Here is a 15,373-nt window from a genome sequence, read left to right as displayed (position 1 = left end):
CAATAATGCAGAGATGGTTTTGCCTTAGTTCGTCCTTTTGTTCAGCCAATTTAGGATATCGTTCATGACAACTTCCTTGTCTGTGTCATTCAATAAATCGTGATAATGTCCCTCATAAAGTTTTAGCGTTTTGTCTGCTGATGATGCCGTGTCATAAAAATACTGGCTTCCGCTTGGTCTGGTTGCTTTGTCGGCGGTACCATGAAGTATCAGCAGTGGCAGTTTTATGGCAGGCATTTCAGCTTTCAGTCTTTCGTCTGCAAGCGATAATTGCTGTACGGTTTTAGTAGGCTGAACTTCATCGGCTATAAGCGGGTCATTATTCATAAAGTCAACTACTTCCTGACTTCGGGAAAAATCTTCATTTTTTAGACGTAACACATGAGCATGAGGAAATAGATGGCTTAGCCCTCTTAAAACAGCAACGGCAAAATCGGGGGCAGGTACTTGAAAAGCGAAACTTTCGCAGATAAAACCGCTAAGTTTATCCTGATGCTCCAGCGCATAAATGGACGACAAAACACCGCCTGCACTGTGACCTATTAAAAAAATGGATAACCCCGGATGAGCCGCTTTCGCAATGTCCACTAATTTATCAAGCTCTTTTACAAACTCTTCGTAGTCAGCGATGTAATACCTTTCCCCATCCGATTCCCCCCTGCCTGGAAAGTCAATACCATATACGTCATAATGTTGGGCCGTTAGTTGTTCGGCTGGCCATTGGAAATAGCCGCTGTGAGAATTAAAGCCGTGAGCAAAAACAACAATGGCTTTTGGCGTATCGGCTGCTTTCCAGTGTTTATACGCAACTTTCAATCCCTGTTCCGAAACGAACGTATCTGTTTGTGGGTGATTAAGGCCTTGCATATTAGTTGTGTTCTTTTAATGAATACTATCTAACGTTTCACGCGGCAGGTTAATAATGCAATTACAGGCTTACATCCAGGCAATTGGCTTGAGAAACGGCTCCCCATTTCAATCCGTTCGGGCAAGTTGTAAACTATTTCGACAGGTAAAGGCGACAGCCCGTGGTTCATAAATGGGATAAATCGGATTATCAATCGAAAGCTAAAGAAAAAGCCCACTAGTTCGTGAAAGTTGAGCAAAAAAAATAGGGGCTGTCAATCGTCTGTGTGTTAAACCATTTGCCAGAATCTTACCCGAATCACCATATGGTGATTCGGGTAAGATTCTGGCAAATGGTTCTTGGGTTTCTCGACCATTAACGTTTAGCTTGGAACACGTTCAGTATTAATTGATTTTCGGAGAGACCATGGCTTTTCGAGTGACCAAAGCTAATGGGAAGGATAAGTACCCTCTCCTTTTATTTAAACTAGTCAACAACCTGTTTTGCTGCATCTAGAATCACCTCCAGAACCTGGTTGGGCTTGGACAACATGGCTACGTGGCATGATTTCAGGGTAGTTGTTTTGGCCTTTGCCCGTTGGGCCATTAAGCGTTCCAGATCGGGGTTGATAGTCTTGTCCTCCGAAGCCACAATATACCAGGAGGGTTTCTGTTTCCAGGCCACTTTACTGGCTACCCCTTTAAATACGTCAGGGGAAGTCGGCTGTTGTACGGCAAAAACCAACTCCTGTTCCTGAGCCGAAAGATCATTGGCAAATACTTTCATTATGCCCTCTCTGGTAAGACTAACGAACCCACCTTCCGCTTGAAAAAATGAGGCAAGTTGGGTAGGAGCCGCTTTTTCACTTAATGAGACAACGGTTTCGTCCTTTTCGGGAGCGTAGGCAGCCACATAAACCAATCCTTTTACCTGTGGATGATCGCCGGCTTCAGTGATCACAAAGCCTCCCCAGGAATGACCAACCAAAATGACATCACCGCCGGCAATAGCTATTGCTCGTTGGGTTGCAGCAATATCCTGCTCCAGTGTAGTAGTCGGGTTCTGCACGGATATCACCTTATAGCCTCGGGCAACCAGGAGTGGGATAACTTTGCTCCATGACGATCCATCGGCCCATAAGCCATGCACAAAGATAATAGTGGGCTTTGCTGTTTCCATTTTTTTTGTCTGAGCGTTTGAAGTTGAAATAGATAGGATTGTTACAGATAGTAGAAATATGGCTAAGCTTTTCATACGATTTTGGTAGTTAAGTGAGAAAAAAGCCTGAGAAAGAGCAAGGTCAATTTGACAATTGCCGAACGGCAAAGGAGTTTACGAAAAAGCGCGGCCTCTTATTCTGCCTGTTGGAGGTCATTGAGGTTCAACTCGCTTACCTGTACGATTTTTCTTGCTTCGAGCAGTGGTAAAATCTTTTCGACCACTATCTTTTTATAGTGGTCGGAGTTGCGATGCTTAGCCAACGCCGATTCATCTGTATATCCCTCAATTAAATACAGCGTGTTGGGGTCGGTATGATTCTGGTAAGCCGTATAGAAAAGGTTTCCCTCCTCTTCCGTGCTTTTCACAGCAACCTCGGCCAGTAAGTTGAGCACCGTTTCGAGCTGACCATCCTTTGTTAGCCATTCCGCAATTGTAGTAATCGCACCTGCGTTCATTCTATTAACTGGTTAAAGTGTCAGTATATGGCATGCTGCCTAAGAGTTAGCTTTTATCAGCCTTCCTCCAGCCTTTGGAGGAAGGCTGATGTATATACTAAGCTTTTGAAGGTTCAAAAACGTTAGCCGATTCTAAAATATTGATTACCCTTTCGGCTACCCCTTGCGCGGAAGCCGGATTTTGGCCGGTAACCAATCGGCCATCCGTAATGATGTGGGGCTGCCAAGGGTCGACAGCACTGTAATTGGCTCCGCGCTCCTTTAATAAGTCTTCCAACTCGAAAGAGACATCCTCCTTGGCATAGCCCGCTTCCTCGGCCGCGCTGAAACCCGTTACGTGTTTGCCCTTCACCAGATAAGATCCATCTTTTAGCTTGACATTGCCCAGCGATACGGGGCCGTGGCAGACCGCACTCACCACTTTGCCGCTCTCATAAAACGAAGCCAGAATTTTCTGTACGGGTGGATTGTCCGTCATATCAACGACTGGTCCCAAACCGCCGGGCACAAACACGGCATCGTAGCCGTCAATCGATACCTTGTCAATGCTTTTGGTGTTTTTCATTTTGATTAGTCCATCATCGTTCAGAAAGTCCTGATTGATCGGATCGTCTAATTCTACCAAATCGATGGGTGCCTCCCCCCTTTGACACTGTAAATGTCGATGTCATACCCCTGCTTTTTAAACGCTTCATAGGGATGCGCCAATTCCGTGAGCAGGCTTCCGGTTTTACGATTTTTGGGACCAATGACGCTCGCGCTTGTTACCATAAAGAGAATTTTCCTTTTCATGATTGAAAAATTTAAGGTGTTATTGATTACATGTTCACTGCTACTATTTTGCCCGTGAGGGCCGGGAAAGTCAGATAATGACGCCTTTAGCATGTTCTCAGTTCTCCTGCAACGCTTTTCATGGTTGGCATTCTGGCTCAATGTCAGTTACGAACGGTAATGCATATACGTATCAATTTCAATGCCTGATGAAGGGGCATTTCTTACTATATCCACAACCTAGTCATGCCTAATCGACGCCTGTTTAGCCGCTTTTGGCGCTACCAGAATTCCAGTATCCTTATTTCGATTAGTTCAGTGTATAGCCAAACCCTCCGTATCGCTACGTAATCGGATGCAGATTTGAAAAAGGATTATTGGCTGAGCGCAGCTATTCAGAACCGGTCAGATCAGGCTCTTTTGTTAAGCCAGCGTATGATGTCTTTGATGATGATCCCATTATACTTGTCGTTGAGCAAATCATGATAATAGCCTTCATACAGGTTAAGTTGCTTGTCCACCGAAGATGCATGTTCCATAAAGTATTGGCTTCCAATGGCGTTAGTGGCTTTATCGGCGGTACCGTGAATAATAAGAAGCGGAAGTGTAATGTGAGCCATTTCCTTTTTTAAGTACGCTGACGCCAATATGAGTTGCTGTATTGTTCGTGCTGGCTGCTTTTCGTTTTCAAGCAGGGGGTCATTATTCATTGCGTGTACAATAACCTTATCACGGGTAAAATCTTCATTTTTCAACCTGATCAGGCGCGTATGCGGAATAACGTAACCCAGGAATTTTATTATGGCTAAGGCAAAATCAGGCGCATGAAGTTGAAAAGCGAAGCTTTCAGAAATCAGCCCATTTAGCTTTCCCTGGTTACCCACTGCGTAAACCGAAGCAAACACACCGCCCGCACTATGGCCCAATAAAAAGATAGCGATGGATGGATGGGTCAATCTTGCTATACCTACGAGTAAATCAATGTCAGCTACGATATCATGGTAATCAGCGACGTAGTAGCGCTCACCCTCAGACAATCCTCTGCCCCGAAGATCCATTGCATAAACATCATATCCGTTTTCGATGAGTTGCGCAGAAAACTTCTCGTAATATCCGCTGTGGGAGTTCAGTCCGTGAACGATAAGAACTATACCATTCGGTTCGTTCCTGGTGGTCCAGTTTCGATAAAAAACTTCCCGGCCCTCATTGTTGCGGAAAACGGATGTCGTTTGGGCATTTCTTGACTTCATGAAACTTATTGTCAACAGGTTGAACTACCCTATCCTTGATAAAACAACTGTAAACAATTCCGTACCATTCAATCATCAAAGAAGAAAAAAAGTCAGCTAATCAACATAAAACACTGACATTCAATCTTTTGTAATAATCTACTCACATGATAAAATAAATACCAGCTCTTCTCCGCTCCGATATTTTCGGAGCTAACTCCTAAACAATCGGAGCGGATGTTGTTACGTATCGCCAGTACAGCCTTGTCAGGTTCCAAAATCCCCCCGCTGAATACCCAGCTTAGCCAGTCTTGATTCGAGGGTTGTCGGCTTTATATTTAGTAATTCAGCGGCCCCATTGGCACCACGTATAATGCCGTTCGTTTTTCGAAGAACGGAGATAAGGTAGTCACGTTCCGTCTCTTTTTGAATGCGCCTAACATCCCCGAACGTTTCGGCCTTTTGTTCGCCGAATAATCGGGTTTCTACTCCCATGAGGTTTTGCTTTAATTCCAGCTCAGAACGCCCGTCATTGAGTATGACCGATCGCTCCAGCACATTTTCGAGTTCACGAATATTTCCCGGCCAGGTATACCCCTGCAATTCATCTATCATCGATGCCGATATTCCGTTGAAATCCTTGTTAAACTCTTTGCAGAACCGGGTGGCAAAATAAAACGCCAGTGGCAGTATATCACTTTTTCGTTCGCGAAGTGACGGCAATGTTATCGGGAAAACGTTAAGTCGATAATACAGATCAAGCCTGAATCTGCCTTCGGCAACTTCACGTTCCAGATTTCGGTTAGTGGCTGCGACAATACGTACATCGATTTTCCTGGGCGACTTACCTCCTATCAGCTCAATTTCCTTTTCCTGTAAAACCCGCAACAGCCGCACTTGCATGTCCAACGGCATTTCTCCGATCTCGTCTAAAAAAATCGTCCCTTCATGGGCCTGCTCAAATTTCCCTTTCCTCTTTTCAGTAGCGCCCGTAAATGCTCCTTTCTCATGGCCAAATAGTTCGGATTCGATCAGTGACGCTGGAATAGCCGCACAATTTACTTTTACAAAAGGTCCCTTTCTCTGTGCAGAGAGTGCATGAATGGCCTGCGCAATACTTTCTTTTCCGGTACCACTTTCACCAAGTATCAGTACGGAAGTTTTATAAGGCGCCACCTGTGCCGTAAGATCTAAGGCGGCCAGTAAAAGCGGATGCTTTCCGATAATGCCTTTAAATTCAGGCACCGAGCCTCGATGATCCTCGGTGCCCTCATGCTTCCTATCGGCAGGTAGCCGTATCGTGGACGTTACGTAAGCGTCAGGCCGGACTAATTTTTCAGTAACGCTGGTCAAACTGCTTACGAAAAGGTTCAACACGGTCAGGTGGCTGTGCGTATACATATCCCGCCGACGACTATAAAAAGTGTAGTGAACCCAGGACCCATTATTAAGGGCAACCGGAAAAACGAGATATGACTCTAGCTTGAAACAGGTTATCCAAACCTTTTGCATTGGCGTAACAGGTGCAGCATCGGTCGTTCCCCCGTTGTTAAACGTAGCCATGTGGTTATCCGAATAACTGTTTTCAATGATTGCGGATAAGGCCTCGCTTTTTAAACCTGAAATTGTCAGTAACTCTTCTTTACCGATGTACTGGTATTCATCAAATCCGACTCGTAAATAGCCATATTCGCTAACCTGGGGAGCTGTAGTCGAGTTGGTTTCGCATACGATAAGATCAAATGGTATAAACGTTCGTATTGCCTGTGCAATCTTCAAAAACTTCTGCCTGGCGTCCGAATCTTCATGGCTTATCTCCAATAGTTGCCTCTGGAAAAGTGCTTCCTGTCGCAATTTCGATTCGAGCCTGTTCTTATGGAGATACACGGCTATATCCAATGCCACCAGCAAATCCTTCTCTCTGAATGGCTTGACGAGAAACCCATAAGGTTCCGTTTTTTTCGCTTCTTCCAGAATCTTCTGGCTTGAATTGGCCGACAAGTAAACAAAGGCAATATTTTCCGTTTTTAGTTTTCTGGCGAGATCAATGCCCGACTCGCTTCCATTCAATCGGATATCCAGCAGAACAAGGTCGTGTTTATCTTTTTGCAAAGTCTCATACGCTTCCTCAGCCGAAGCTGCAATACCGCTCACACTGTAGCCGGCCTGCCTTAGCAGTATTCGGAGCGAATTGGCTACCACAAATTCATCCTCAACAATCAGTATCCTGGTGCTCATACACGTTGATTACGAAATTTTTTCAGGGAGGGTCGTTTCCGGGTAATGCTTATTTAAATTAACAAATCTGACAGTCACAAGCACACCGTTCCGGTTTTCAATCGTGAAGTGTCCATTCAATTGCTTCGCAAGCCCCTGCATCAGCTCCAGGCCTAGTGAGTTATACTCCTTTGTATCTAATCCGGTGGGCATGCCAATGCCATTATCCGCTATTTTTAGTACGAAATAATCAGGTCCGTCATGGTGAAGTTCTATACTCACAACCCCTTTTTGCCCATTGAGAAAAGCATGCTTAATGGTGTTCACAATGCTTTCGGTGATGATCAGCCCCAGGGGAATAGCCTGTGAAACATCAAGCGATAATGGCTCTATACTCTGTCGAAAAGTGATCTGGCCCCCGTCATCGAAACTCTCCTGCAAGTAACGCGTCAGCTCGCTGATGTATTCGGGCATGGCGATGCTGGACGTACTATCATCCTGATAAAGCTTTTGATGAATTAAGGCCATCGCCTGCATCCGACGAAGGCTGTCTTTTACGGCCAGTTTGGCCGTATCATCCTGCAAATACACCGATTGTGAGTAAAGCAGGCTAGTTACCATCTGAAGATTGTTTTTAACCCGATGATGAACCTCCTTTAGCAACCATTCTTTTTCTTTGAGGAGTTTGTCCTGCTCGGTATTCAGCGTTTCCAGAAAACTATTTTTTTGATCCAGTTCCCGTTGATTTGCGACAAGTTTGCTGTTCGTTTTTTGTTTAATAAGATACCGGTTAAATAATAGCGCGATAATAATTAGCAGGAGCACCAAACCCGCCACCATTATATTTCTGGTCCGGTGTGCCTGCTCGGTTCTTAAACGCTCCAGTTGATTTTGACTGTTCAATAATTGGATGTTTTTGTCCTTTTTCTCAGCCTCATATTTCACCAGTAACTCTTCAGCTCGTTTCCGCTGGTCATGACTGAACACCGAGTCGGTAAACTCATAACTAAGTCTAAGGTGGTTGATCGCGTCCAGGTGACGCCCCTCCACTGAATCAATTTTGAACAGATTATAATAATAATTGTCCTTCGCCAAAATATCGAATGAAGACGTATAGCCTTTTCCCCGCTCAAGATACTCTCTCGCTTGCCTGGTTTTGCCAATGGTGCGGTAAAAGGTAGAAATCTGAAAAAATGCTGCCGGAAATTCGTCATGAATATATTCCACCGGAAATTTTTCTGCCATGGCCAAAAAGACCTGGTAGTTGCTTTCGGCGAGACTGTTTTTTTCAGATTGTCATATGTCTTGCCAAGTAGAAAGGCAAAGTGCATCTTGTCAAAGTACGTGGTAGGTGGATAGTATCTTTTTGCTTCGTTGAGCAGCGGCAAGGCTTCTTTTGCTCTACCAATCTCATTAAGTGTTAGCACTTTGCCTATCAGGGCTCTGTACCAAAATAATCTTGTAGCGGGTGTCTTATTGTCCAACCCTTTATCATACCAGGTAAGAGCCTCATCTAATTTAAGAAGTCGTTCATAGACAAGTCCCCTTCGTGTATAGAAGTAACTGATAAACGTAGAATCGGCCCTGGAAGCCAGGCTTGCCAAACTTTTATTGGAGTAGGATAATGCATCCGTAAGCGCCCCTTTTCGGTAAGCCAGCCAGGATAATGCATCGTACGGGTATTGTTGATGGCGAAAGTTTATTTGGGCTTGAAGCTTGACAATCGTGCGTAAATAGTTTTCGGCTACATCATATTTTTTGGCAACAAAATAGTCAATGTTTATCAGAGACAGGGTTTCAATTTCCTTATCTTTTGCCTTGGTTTTTCTGAAAATAGCCAGCGCTTTTTCAAATTTTTTAAGCCTTTCAGGCTCTCCGTAATGAAGTATTTCTCCAGCACGCAGCAACAGCCTAGCGGATGCCGATACGTTGCCCGATCGATTGCATAAGGTCACTAGTTCATCAAATACGTTCTGGCTCTCAGCGGCAAGTCCGGATTGATCAAGCCAGTGAGCCCGAAGAGCCATGCTCTCGACTTTCCACTGGAGAGGGGCTTTCTTACTTAAACTTATAGCCTCATTTATGAATGTTGACGCCTGATCAAGATCGGCCTTTTCGGCGCCCGGCTTGAATACGTAGTAACTGCCCAATTCCAGCAATAACCGAAGCCGTGCTTCCTGACGCTGCTTGCTAAGCAATGCCCTGGCTTCCGCTAGTCTTCCGGCATCCAGTAGCAGGCTCCCCGCTGACGGTTTTCCGTCACTATATCCCTCATTGTAGGCAAGTAGAGGACTTAGCTCATACACTCTGCAGGGAATACGTATGGCGCTGTCCATATCGATCTGTCCCTGACTAATGGTATGGATGTATTGCGCCGTAATGCGAATTAACAAGCGCTGTCTGGCTACGTCGCTGTACACAGGCTGCGCATCGGCAAAACAAGGAATGACAAAGATGAGCACGAGGCCTACTACAAGCTGTCCAAGACGTGTTAGGAGAAACTTACATCCCATACTAAGAGCATCATTACGTCAATAAAATCATAACCAACTGAATATGAACACCCTAAATCGTGATATTAATATAAAGTTAAGCACTAAATCAATAAATAGTAAGGGCTGTAAACTCACAGATCAATATCTCTTTTTGGTAGCTCCGGATGAGTTTATAAACTAAATGTTAAACATGGCTAGTTGACTACTTCCACTTGATCAGCCGCCGTAGCCGCTGGCTAAACTGCTTCATGACTCAATTAGTAATTCTACGTTATTTACCCGAATGAACGTATCGCTATAAATAACCATTGGTAGTAGCTCAATATTTTCTTTTGTTACTACCTGTTTCGTCATGATTTACCTGGTTATCGTGTTAAGCTGGATCGTCTTTTGTGGTATCCACAGTATAACCGCCAGTTTATGGTTTAAGCAATGGGTGGCTACTCGATTCGGTAAGCTAAATCGGTATTACCGACTGATATACAACGGTCTGGCACTGCTTACTTTCCTGCCCGTGCTTTGGCTTCACCGAATGGCGCCCGTTGACTATGTCAGCAGTTGGCAGGGTTCCTCCTGGATCGGTATTGTGATCATAGCAATAGGCTTAGCTGTTGCGGTGACTGCCTTACGCGGCTACGATCTGGCTGAATTTATGGGTTGGCCCCTTTCGGTTAACCAATCAGGCCAACCCGCATTACGACAGAGTGGGATGCTCAGCTACGTACGTCATCCTTTGTATACGGGAATAGTTTTGCTGTTGCTGGGGATTTGGCTTCTACAGCCGAGCTGGTCTTATTTGATGCTGTTGCTGTTGGGTGTACTTTATATTCGGATCGGAATTCATTTTGAAGAACGAAAGCTCATTGCTACGTTCGGAAGGACGTACCAGCAATACCGTGAGCGGGTGCCCATGTTACTCCCCCGCTTTTGATCAGGTCAACCGAAATTATAGGAAACGTATTACGTGTTCACTTAGATTGCCGTGCAACAAGGTGGTCTATAGATAGTTTTCCTGATTCATTTCAACGAGTCTAGTCAGAAATCTGGTACTGTTGATCAGTCACCTTTTCCATCCACTCCACTTGTTTACCGTTCAGATTTTCCTGAATAGCGATATGTGTCATCCCCGTGGTTGCCGTAGCACCATGCCAGTGCTTCTCATTGGGTTCGAACCAAACCACATCGCCCGGATGGATTTCTTCGACGGGGCCACCTTCCCGCTGTACCCAGCCACAACCAGCCATCACGATGAGCGTCTGACCTAACGGATGGGTATGCCAGGCGGTTCGGGCTCCGGGTTCAAACGTAACGCTGGCAGCTGCCCCACGTCTTGCCCTCGGTGGCGGCAAACAACGGATCGATACGTACCGATCCCGTAAACCAGTCTTCCGGTCCTTTATTCGAGGGTTGCGATCCTATTCTTGTGATGTTCATAACGGTTTAACTAGTTCGTCTCCTAAAGGCTAATTGTGCCTAACACGCTGGTGATTGACCACAACAGGGGGATAGGCATGATTGGTTTTCAGGCTTGTTTTCCGCCGAATACAGGAAAGTGGCTGGCCTCGCCATAATGCTCAATTTGTTCCATTGTCGTTAAGGTCGCCATATCCGCTTCCGAGATAACAAACTCCACGGCGGCATTGGTTTTCATATGCTCCGGATTGGCTGTCTTGGGTAGTGGCAATAGACCAAGCTGTAGAGTCCGCCGTTGCAGTCAATATACTCAAGACCTAGCAACTATCCTTATTATTGATGAACCAGGTTCCCAGACCTAGTTTGGGAATCTCTACGCCATTCGATAGCGTATAGGTTTCGTCTAAAATCATTCTCTTTTCTAGTTTACAGTAAACGTGAGTTGCTGTAACGGTCGCTGCCCTGAGTATAGCTACCGCACCCCATTGTATTCAGCATCCGTGACGGCTTGGAGCCAGTTAACAATACCTTTTTCGGTATTGGGTACAATATGAATGTGGGTCATGGGGCTGTCCGCGGAAGCGCCGTGCCAATGAGGAATTTTCGGCGGACACTTCACTACGTCCCCCTTCCGAATGGTCTGCCGGGGCTCGCCTTTTAACTGGTGGTAGCCAACCCCATCCGTTACCAGCAGAATCTGCCCACTCGGGTGAGAATGCCAAAAGCTGCGAGCCCCCGGCTCGAACGTAACGCTGCCACTAGCCAATTGATAAATGGAATCGGTTGCTACCAGATTCTGAACCCATACCGTACCGGTAAAGGTTTGGGCGGGGCCCTTTTCCCCATTGGGAAAAATAGCGCTCGCCGTTGTCGATTTTGTCCCGCTTCCCTGCGTTTGCGCCTGGCAGGGAGCCAGCCAAAGACTTACCAGGCCCAGCGTAATGAGAAAGCCTGTCCGTGCCCCTAGGTTTTTCATGTGTTTAGTCGTTTGTATTGTGCTCTTCCCCTCGATTGGTTGAACAGCACCTGGTAGCTAATGGATTTAATCCAACGCCTACTGGATCGATTTGATTTTGGAACCGATGTGAACGCTTCCAAACGTGCTAATTCAATCCACTTCGATACGCAATGGGTGTGGTGCCAACCTGTTGTTTGAAGAAACGCGTAAAATGCTGAGGGTACTTGAACCCCAGTTCATACGAAATTTCACTGATGGATTTACCCGTATCAAAAATTCGTTCCTTGGCCAGATCGATCAGCTTAAGCTGGATAAATTCCAGGGCCGTCTTGCCGGTTTCCTTCTTGATTAAGTCACCAAAGTAATTGGGCGACAGGTGTAACGCCTGGGCAAAGTAGGAAACCGTTGGAATCCCCTCGGTACGGAGCTTTTCGCCCACCAAATACTCCGTCAGTTTCTGTTCAAACTGCTCAAGGATGCCATGATTGATATGCTCACGGGTAATGAATTGGCGGTCATAAAAGCGGGAACAATACTTTAGAAGCAATTCCAGGTTGGCCACAATCAGCTCTTTACTGTGGCGATCAATCGTATGGCCCACTTCAGTCGCAATGTTGCCAAAACAGGTCGTCACTATCTCTTTCTCTTTTTCTGACAAATGAAGGGCCTCGTGGGATTGGTAACTGAAAAACGAATACTCGTGAATCTGTCTACCTAAGCTAGTGCCTTTGATCAGGTCAGGATGAACGATGAGTGCCTTCCCGTAGGGTTGATGCATCTCGCCTTCGGGTTCATTGGTAATAACCTGGCCTGGTCCAAAAAAGACCATCGTTCCTTCGGCATAATCATAGTATTGGTTACCATACCGCAAATCACCACAGTGGGTTTCTTTGAGGATAATGGCATAAAAACTGATCGTAAACTTCGCTCTTGGGAGGAGGTTTGATTGATTAAAATCAACCAGACTAATGAGCGGATGCTGCGTTTTGTTGTTGAACGCATCCGCATATTTTTTGATCGTGTCGTAGACTATCATCGCGTACGGTTCGGGGGGAGTGCGACGGCCAGCCGTTGCCGGGACTCCTGCCAGCCGATTTTTAATCAAATCTACAGCCCAAAACCATGCCTCCCTGTAGCATCAGTAAAAGTGGTAAGTAAAACCGTAAAATGGTTAAAAGACGTGGTATGGCTCCGGGTAATTTTGCAGTGTGCTTAACGAAATGCAGAATAAATACCTGTCAATGAAGTCAATCAAACTCAACACGTATGAAACGGACCCCACTATTCCTGCTGCCTTTCCTGGTATTTATCATGGGCAGTATGGCTTGCAAAACAGACAGCCCAATCCCCGCCGATCAACCCAGTATGCCGAATCCAGTTAGCCCTGAAACGAACCCAACTGCCGATAGTTCTTCCAACCGGCTACGTATTCGGGTTGGCTCCAGCACCTTTACCGCGACGCTGCTGAGCAACCCAACCGTAACCGCTTTTAAAGCTCGGCTGCCGCTCACCCTTTCTATGAAAGAACTGAATGGAAATGAAAAATTTGCCGATCTGCCCAGTGGCTTACCCACGAATGCCGTTAATCCCGGCACTATTCAGACGGGGGATCTGATGCTGTACGGAGCTAATACGCTGGTACTTTTCTACGAATCCTTTCGAACCTCGTATAGCTATACCAAGCTTGGCCGGATCGACAACCCGTCGGGACTAGCGGCTGCCCTGGGATCAGGAAACGTAACGGTCAGCTTTGCCTTGGAATAATCGTTGAATCAAATCAGAAATAATATGAACCAGCTAACCATACCCATAGTCCCCTTTTTACTGAAGATGGGCCCCGGCTTATACAAGAATTAATCCTAGCCAACTCGAAAGAAACGGTTAGCCAATCCAAAGAGATAAACAAGTAACAGATAAGCCTGGTTGATTCAATCAGGACACACCAACTAAACCGTTCATGGCCTTCGGCAAGCGTTACAGTCGAGTTGGCCTCAAGCACTTCACAACACGAGTCGGGTTTTGAATCCGGCTCACAACGCGGCAGTCGTCGTTCAACAACGTTAATATACCTTTTCCTATGGACCAGCATGAACATCCCAATGACGAGTTAGAAAGCCCGGACGCATCCCGGCGGGCGTTCCTCAAACAGTCTTCTTCCCTAGCGGCCTGGGCGCTAACTCCTCCTGCTGCGGTAAAAGTGGTTGAGAGTGGCCTTCATGAGAAAATGGCGCTGGCCGTTGAGCAGATGCCGCTTCGGCTGACCGTTAACGGGAAGGCCCAGCAACTCAGCATCGAACCACGGGTCACGCTGCTGGATTTGCTACGGGAACAGCTACACCTGACGGGCACCAAGAAAGGTTGTGACCACGGCCAATGCGGAGCCTGCACGGTCCATGTCGACGGGCAGCGGGTCAATTCGTGTCTGACACTGGCCATGACCACAGAAGGCAGCAACGTAACCACCATTGAAGGCTTAGCCCAAGATGGACCGACGGGCAACCGTGCGACGGGCCGGCTGCACCCGATGCAGGAAGCGTTTATCAAACACGACGGCTTTCAGTGCGGTTACTGCACCCCCGGACAAATCATGTCGGCGGTGGCCTGCATCCGGGAAGATCACGCCAATTCGCCGGAAGAAATCCGAGAATACATGAGCGGTAACATCTGCCGGTGCGGGGCATATGCCAATATTGTCGAGGCTATCATGGACGTAAAAAAGGAGGAGCCAAAGTATGAATCCGTTTCAGTTTACGCGGGTTACGGACCCCAAAGCCGCCATTTCGGCGATCACCAAAGAAGCGGGCACTTACTTTCTGGCCGGTGGCACGAACCTTATCGATCTGATGAAGCGCGAAGTCATTATCCCTGAACGACTCATCGACATCAATAAGCTGCCCCTGGCGACGATTGAGAAAACGAGTAGTGGTTTGCGCATCGGTGCCCTGGCTAAAAACTCAGCCGTTGCGGATAACGAGCTTGTAAAAAAGCATTTTCCTCTGCTCGCGATGGCGCTCAACGCGGGGGCTTCGGCCCAACTGCGCAACATGGCTACGGTCGGTGGGAACATGATGCAGCGCACACGCTGCTCGTATTTCTATGATACGTCAATGCCCTGTAACAAGCGAAGCCCAGTGCAGGCGGGTGGTGCGGCATTCCGACCCGATAAAGGGCAGGTTAACGGGCCAGCGGGTTGCGGAGCGCTGGGCGGTCATAATCGGATGCATGCCATTTTTGGCGGTTCGACCAAGTGCATTGCCGTACATCCCAGCGATATGTGCATTGCGCTGGTGGCCCTGGATGCGACGGTGAACGTAACAGGTCCGAAAGGAGACCGTCGTATCCCGTTTAGCGACTTCCACCGCTTACCCGGCGACAGCCCACAAAAAGACAATACGCTTGCACCCGGCGAACTAATTATGTCGGTCGACCTGCCAACGAATCGATTTGCCGACAATTCCTACTATCTCAAGGTGCGGGATCGGGCTTCGTACTCCTTCGCACTGGTGTCGGTGGGTGTTGGTCTGACGATGAAAGGCAAAACGATTCAGGACATCCGGCTAGCGATGGGTGGCGTAGCGCATAAACCCTGGCGGCTGACCCAGGCCGAGGCCTTTTTGAAAGGTAAAGAAGCCACCGAAGCGAACTTCAAGCGAGCTGCTACGCTGGCCATGCAGGGTGCCAAAGGGTATGGAGAGAACGATTTTAAACTAACACTGGCTCCCAACTCGATTGTTGACGCGCTGAAAACCGCCACGAAAACCGCCTGA

Annotated in this window: 18 protein-coding genes; 4 read left to right on the top strand and 14 right to left on the bottom strand. The window is 47.0% G+C overall.

The features are described 5' to 3' along the window. Positions 1 to 24: 24 nt before the first annotated feature. The 9 genes from LN737_RS14810 to LN737_RS14770 all read right to left on the bottom strand — a co-directional run bounded on the left by LN737_RS14810 (position 25) and on the right by LN737_RS14770 (position 9,076). Positions 25 to 816 (bottom strand): alpha/beta hydrolase, encoded by a 792-nt coding sequence (locus LN737_RS14810; RefSeq protein ID WP_405520068.1) that lies wholly within the window; start codon positions 814 to 816, stop codon positions 25 to 27. A gap of 517 nt (positions 817 to 1,333) precedes the next feature. Further along, a complete protein-coding gene (locus LN737_RS14805) occupies positions 1,334 to 2,026 on the bottom strand; it encodes an alpha/beta fold hydrolase (protein WP_405520066.1) in 693 nt (230 codons plus the stop codon). Between the two features lie 173 nt (positions 2,027 to 2,199). Then, positions 2,200 to 2,523 carry a putative quinol monooxygenase gene (locus LN737_RS14800; RefSeq protein ID WP_405520064.1) on the bottom strand — a complete coding sequence of 108 codons (324 nt, stop codon included), beginning with the start codon at positions 2,521 to 2,523 and terminating at the stop codon, positions 2,200 to 2,202. A 97-nt stretch (positions 2,524 to 2,620) separates the two neighbouring features. Further along, positions 2,621 to 3,148, bottom strand: a complete 528-nt coding sequence (locus LN737_RS14795) for a type 1 glutamine amidotransferase domain-containing protein (protein WP_405520062.1) — start codon at positions 3,146 to 3,148, stop codon at positions 2,621 to 2,623. Further along, positions 3,142 to 3,315 (bottom strand): hypothetical protein, encoded by a 174-nt coding sequence (locus tag LN737_RS14790; protein ID WP_405520060.1) that lies wholly within the window; start codon positions 3,313 to 3,315, stop codon positions 3,142 to 3,144. The genes LN737_RS14795 and LN737_RS14790 overlap by 7 nt, the downstream gene beginning before the upstream one ends. A gap of 389 nt (positions 3,316 to 3,704) precedes the next feature. Next, positions 3,705 to 4,544 carry an alpha/beta hydrolase gene (locus LN737_RS14785; RefSeq protein ID WP_405520058.1) on the bottom strand — a complete coding sequence of 280 codons (840 nt, stop codon included), beginning with the start codon at positions 4,542 to 4,544 and terminating at the stop codon, positions 3,705 to 3,707. Positions 4,545 to 4,790: 246 nt separating this feature from the next. Continuing rightward, positions 4,791 to 6,761, bottom strand: a complete 1,971-nt coding sequence (locus tag LN737_RS14780) for a sigma 54-interacting response regulator (protein ID WP_405520056.1) — start codon at positions 6,759 to 6,761, stop codon at positions 4,791 to 4,793. 9 nt (positions 6,762 to 6,770) lie between these two features. After that, positions 6,771 to 7,643 carry a sensor histidine kinase gene (locus tag LN737_RS14775; RefSeq protein ID WP_405520054.1) on the bottom strand — a complete coding sequence of 291 codons (873 nt, stop codon included), beginning with the start codon at positions 7,641 to 7,643 and terminating at the stop codon, positions 6,771 to 6,773. Positions 7,644 to 7,681: 38 nt separating this feature from the next. Then, positions 7,682 to 9,076, bottom strand: coding sequence for a lipopolysaccharide assembly protein LapB (locus LN737_RS14770; protein WP_405520052.1), 1,395 nt, complete (start codon positions 9,074 to 9,076; stop codon positions 7,682 to 7,684). Between the two features lie 511 nt (positions 9,077 to 9,587). Here LN737_RS14770 and LN737_RS14765 point away from each other — a divergent pair. After that, positions 9,588 to 10,166: an isoprenylcysteine carboxylmethyltransferase family protein gene (locus tag LN737_RS14765; protein ID WP_405520051.1), complete on the top strand. Its 579-nt coding sequence runs from the start codon at positions 9,588 to 9,590 to the stop codon at positions 10,164 to 10,166. A gap of 100 nt (positions 10,167 to 10,266) precedes the next feature. On the opposite strand, the gene LN737_RS14760 is transcribed toward LN737_RS14765, so the two are convergent. The 5 genes from LN737_RS14760 to LN737_RS14740 all read right to left on the bottom strand — a co-directional run bounded on the left by LN737_RS14760 (position 10,267) and on the right by LN737_RS14740 (position 12,642). Then, complete coding sequence (locus LN737_RS14760; RefSeq protein ID WP_405520049.1) at positions 10,267 to 10,584, bottom strand: cupin domain-containing protein; 318 nt, start codon at positions 10,582 to 10,584, stop codon at positions 10,267 to 10,269. Further along, positions 10,535 to 10,669, bottom strand: coding sequence for a hypothetical protein (locus LN737_RS14755; RefSeq protein WP_405520047.1), 135 nt, complete (start codon positions 10,667 to 10,669; stop codon positions 10,535 to 10,537). The genes LN737_RS14760 and LN737_RS14755 overlap by 50 nt, the downstream gene beginning before the upstream one ends. Before the next feature lie 88 nt (positions 10,670 to 10,757). Beyond that, on the bottom strand, positions 10,758 to 10,886 hold the full coding sequence (locus LN737_RS14750) for a hypothetical protein (RefSeq protein ID WP_405520046.1): 129 nt from the start codon (positions 10,884 to 10,886) through the stop codon (positions 10,758 to 10,760). A 234-nt stretch (positions 10,887 to 11,120) separates the two neighbouring features. Continuing rightward, complete coding sequence (locus tag LN737_RS14745) at positions 11,121 to 11,624, bottom strand: cupin domain-containing protein (protein WP_405520044.1); 504 nt, start codon at positions 11,622 to 11,624, stop codon at positions 11,121 to 11,123. 127 nt (positions 11,625 to 11,751) lie between these two features. Beyond that, positions 11,752 to 12,642 (bottom strand): AraC family transcriptional regulator, encoded by an 891-nt coding sequence (locus LN737_RS14740; protein WP_405520042.1) that lies wholly within the window; start codon positions 12,640 to 12,642, stop codon positions 11,752 to 11,754. A gap of 230 nt (positions 12,643 to 12,872) precedes the next feature. Between LN737_RS14740 and LN737_RS14735 the strand changes: the two genes are divergently transcribed. The 3 genes from LN737_RS14735 (at position 12,873) to LN737_RS14725 (ending at position 15,373) form a co-directional block, all read left to right on the top strand. After that, positions 12,873 to 13,370, top strand: coding sequence for a cyclophilin-like fold protein (locus LN737_RS14735; RefSeq protein WP_405520041.1), 498 nt, complete (start codon positions 12,873 to 12,875; stop codon positions 13,368 to 13,370). A gap of 313 nt (positions 13,371 to 13,683) precedes the next feature. Further along, entirely contained in the window at positions 13,684 to 14,475 is a 792-nt protein-coding gene (locus LN737_RS14730; protein ID WP_405520039.1) for a (2Fe-2S)-binding protein, read from the top strand. After that, on the top strand, positions 14,384 to 15,373 hold the full coding sequence (locus LN737_RS14725; RefSeq protein WP_405520409.1) for an FAD binding domain-containing protein: 990 nt from the start codon (positions 14,384 to 14,386) through the stop codon (positions 15,371 to 15,373). The genes LN737_RS14730 and LN737_RS14725 overlap by 92 nt, the downstream gene beginning before the upstream one ends.

It is taken from the genome of Spirosoma sp. KNUC1025 (assembly GCF_045160025.1).
Taxonomy (GTDB): domain Bacteria; phylum Bacteroidota; class Bacteroidia; order Cytophagales; family Spirosomataceae; genus Spirosoma.
This window is presented reverse-complemented; position numbering and strand designations above follow the sequence as displayed.

What these genes read in the sequence shown, in the direction of transcription:
- LN737_RS14805 (WP_405520066.1), bottom strand. Translation starts at nt 2,026, where the DNA reads ATGGAAACAGCAAAGCCCACTATTATCTTTGTGCATGGCTTATGGGCC.
- LN737_RS14800 (WP_405520064.1), bottom strand. Translation starts at nt 2,523, where the DNA reads ATGAACGCAGGTGCGATTACTACAATTGCGGAATGGCTAACAAAGGAT.
- LN737_RS14790 (WP_405520060.1), bottom strand. Translation starts at nt 3,315, where the DNA reads ATGAAAAGGAAAATTCTCTTTATGGTAACAAGCGCGAGCGTCATTGGT.
- LN737_RS14785 (WP_405520058.1), bottom strand. Translation starts at nt 4,544, where the DNA reads ATGAAGTCAAGAAATGCCCAAACGACATCCGTTTTCCGCAACAATGAG.
- LN737_RS14780 (WP_405520056.1), bottom strand. Translation starts at nt 6,761, where the DNA reads ATGAGCACCAGGATACTGATTGTTGAGGATGAATTTGTGGTAGCCAAT.
- LN737_RS14770 (WP_405520052.1), bottom strand. Translation starts at nt 9,076, where the DNA reads ATGGACAGCGCCATACGTATTCCCTGCAGAGTGTATGAGCTAAGTCCT.
- LN737_RS14765 (WP_405520051.1), top strand. Translation starts at nt 9,588, where the DNA reads ATGATTTACCTGGTTATCGTGTTAAGCTGGATCGTCTTTTGTGGTATC.
- LN737_RS14755 (WP_405520047.1), bottom strand. Translation starts at nt 10,669, where the DNA reads ATGAACATCACAAGAATAGGATCGCAACCCTCGAATAAAGGACCGGAA.
- LN737_RS14750 (WP_405520046.1), bottom strand. Translation starts at nt 10,886, where the DNA reads ATGAAAACCAATGCCGCCGTGGAGTTTGTTATCTCGGAAGCGGATATG.
- LN737_RS14745 (WP_405520044.1), bottom strand. Translation starts at nt 11,624, where the DNA reads ATGAAAAACCTAGGGGCACGGACAGGCTTTCTCATTACGCTGGGCCTG.
- LN737_RS14740 (WP_405520042.1), bottom strand. Translation starts at nt 12,642, where the DNA reads ATGATAGTCTACGACACGATCAAAAAATATGCGGATGCGTTCAACAAC.
- LN737_RS14735 (WP_405520041.1), top strand. Translation starts at nt 12,873, where the DNA reads ATGAAACGGACCCCACTATTCCTGCTGCCTTTCCTGGTATTTATCATG.
- LN737_RS14730 (WP_405520039.1), top strand. Translation starts at nt 13,684, where the DNA reads ATGGACCAGCATGAACATCCCAATGACGAGTTAGAAAGCCCGGACGCA.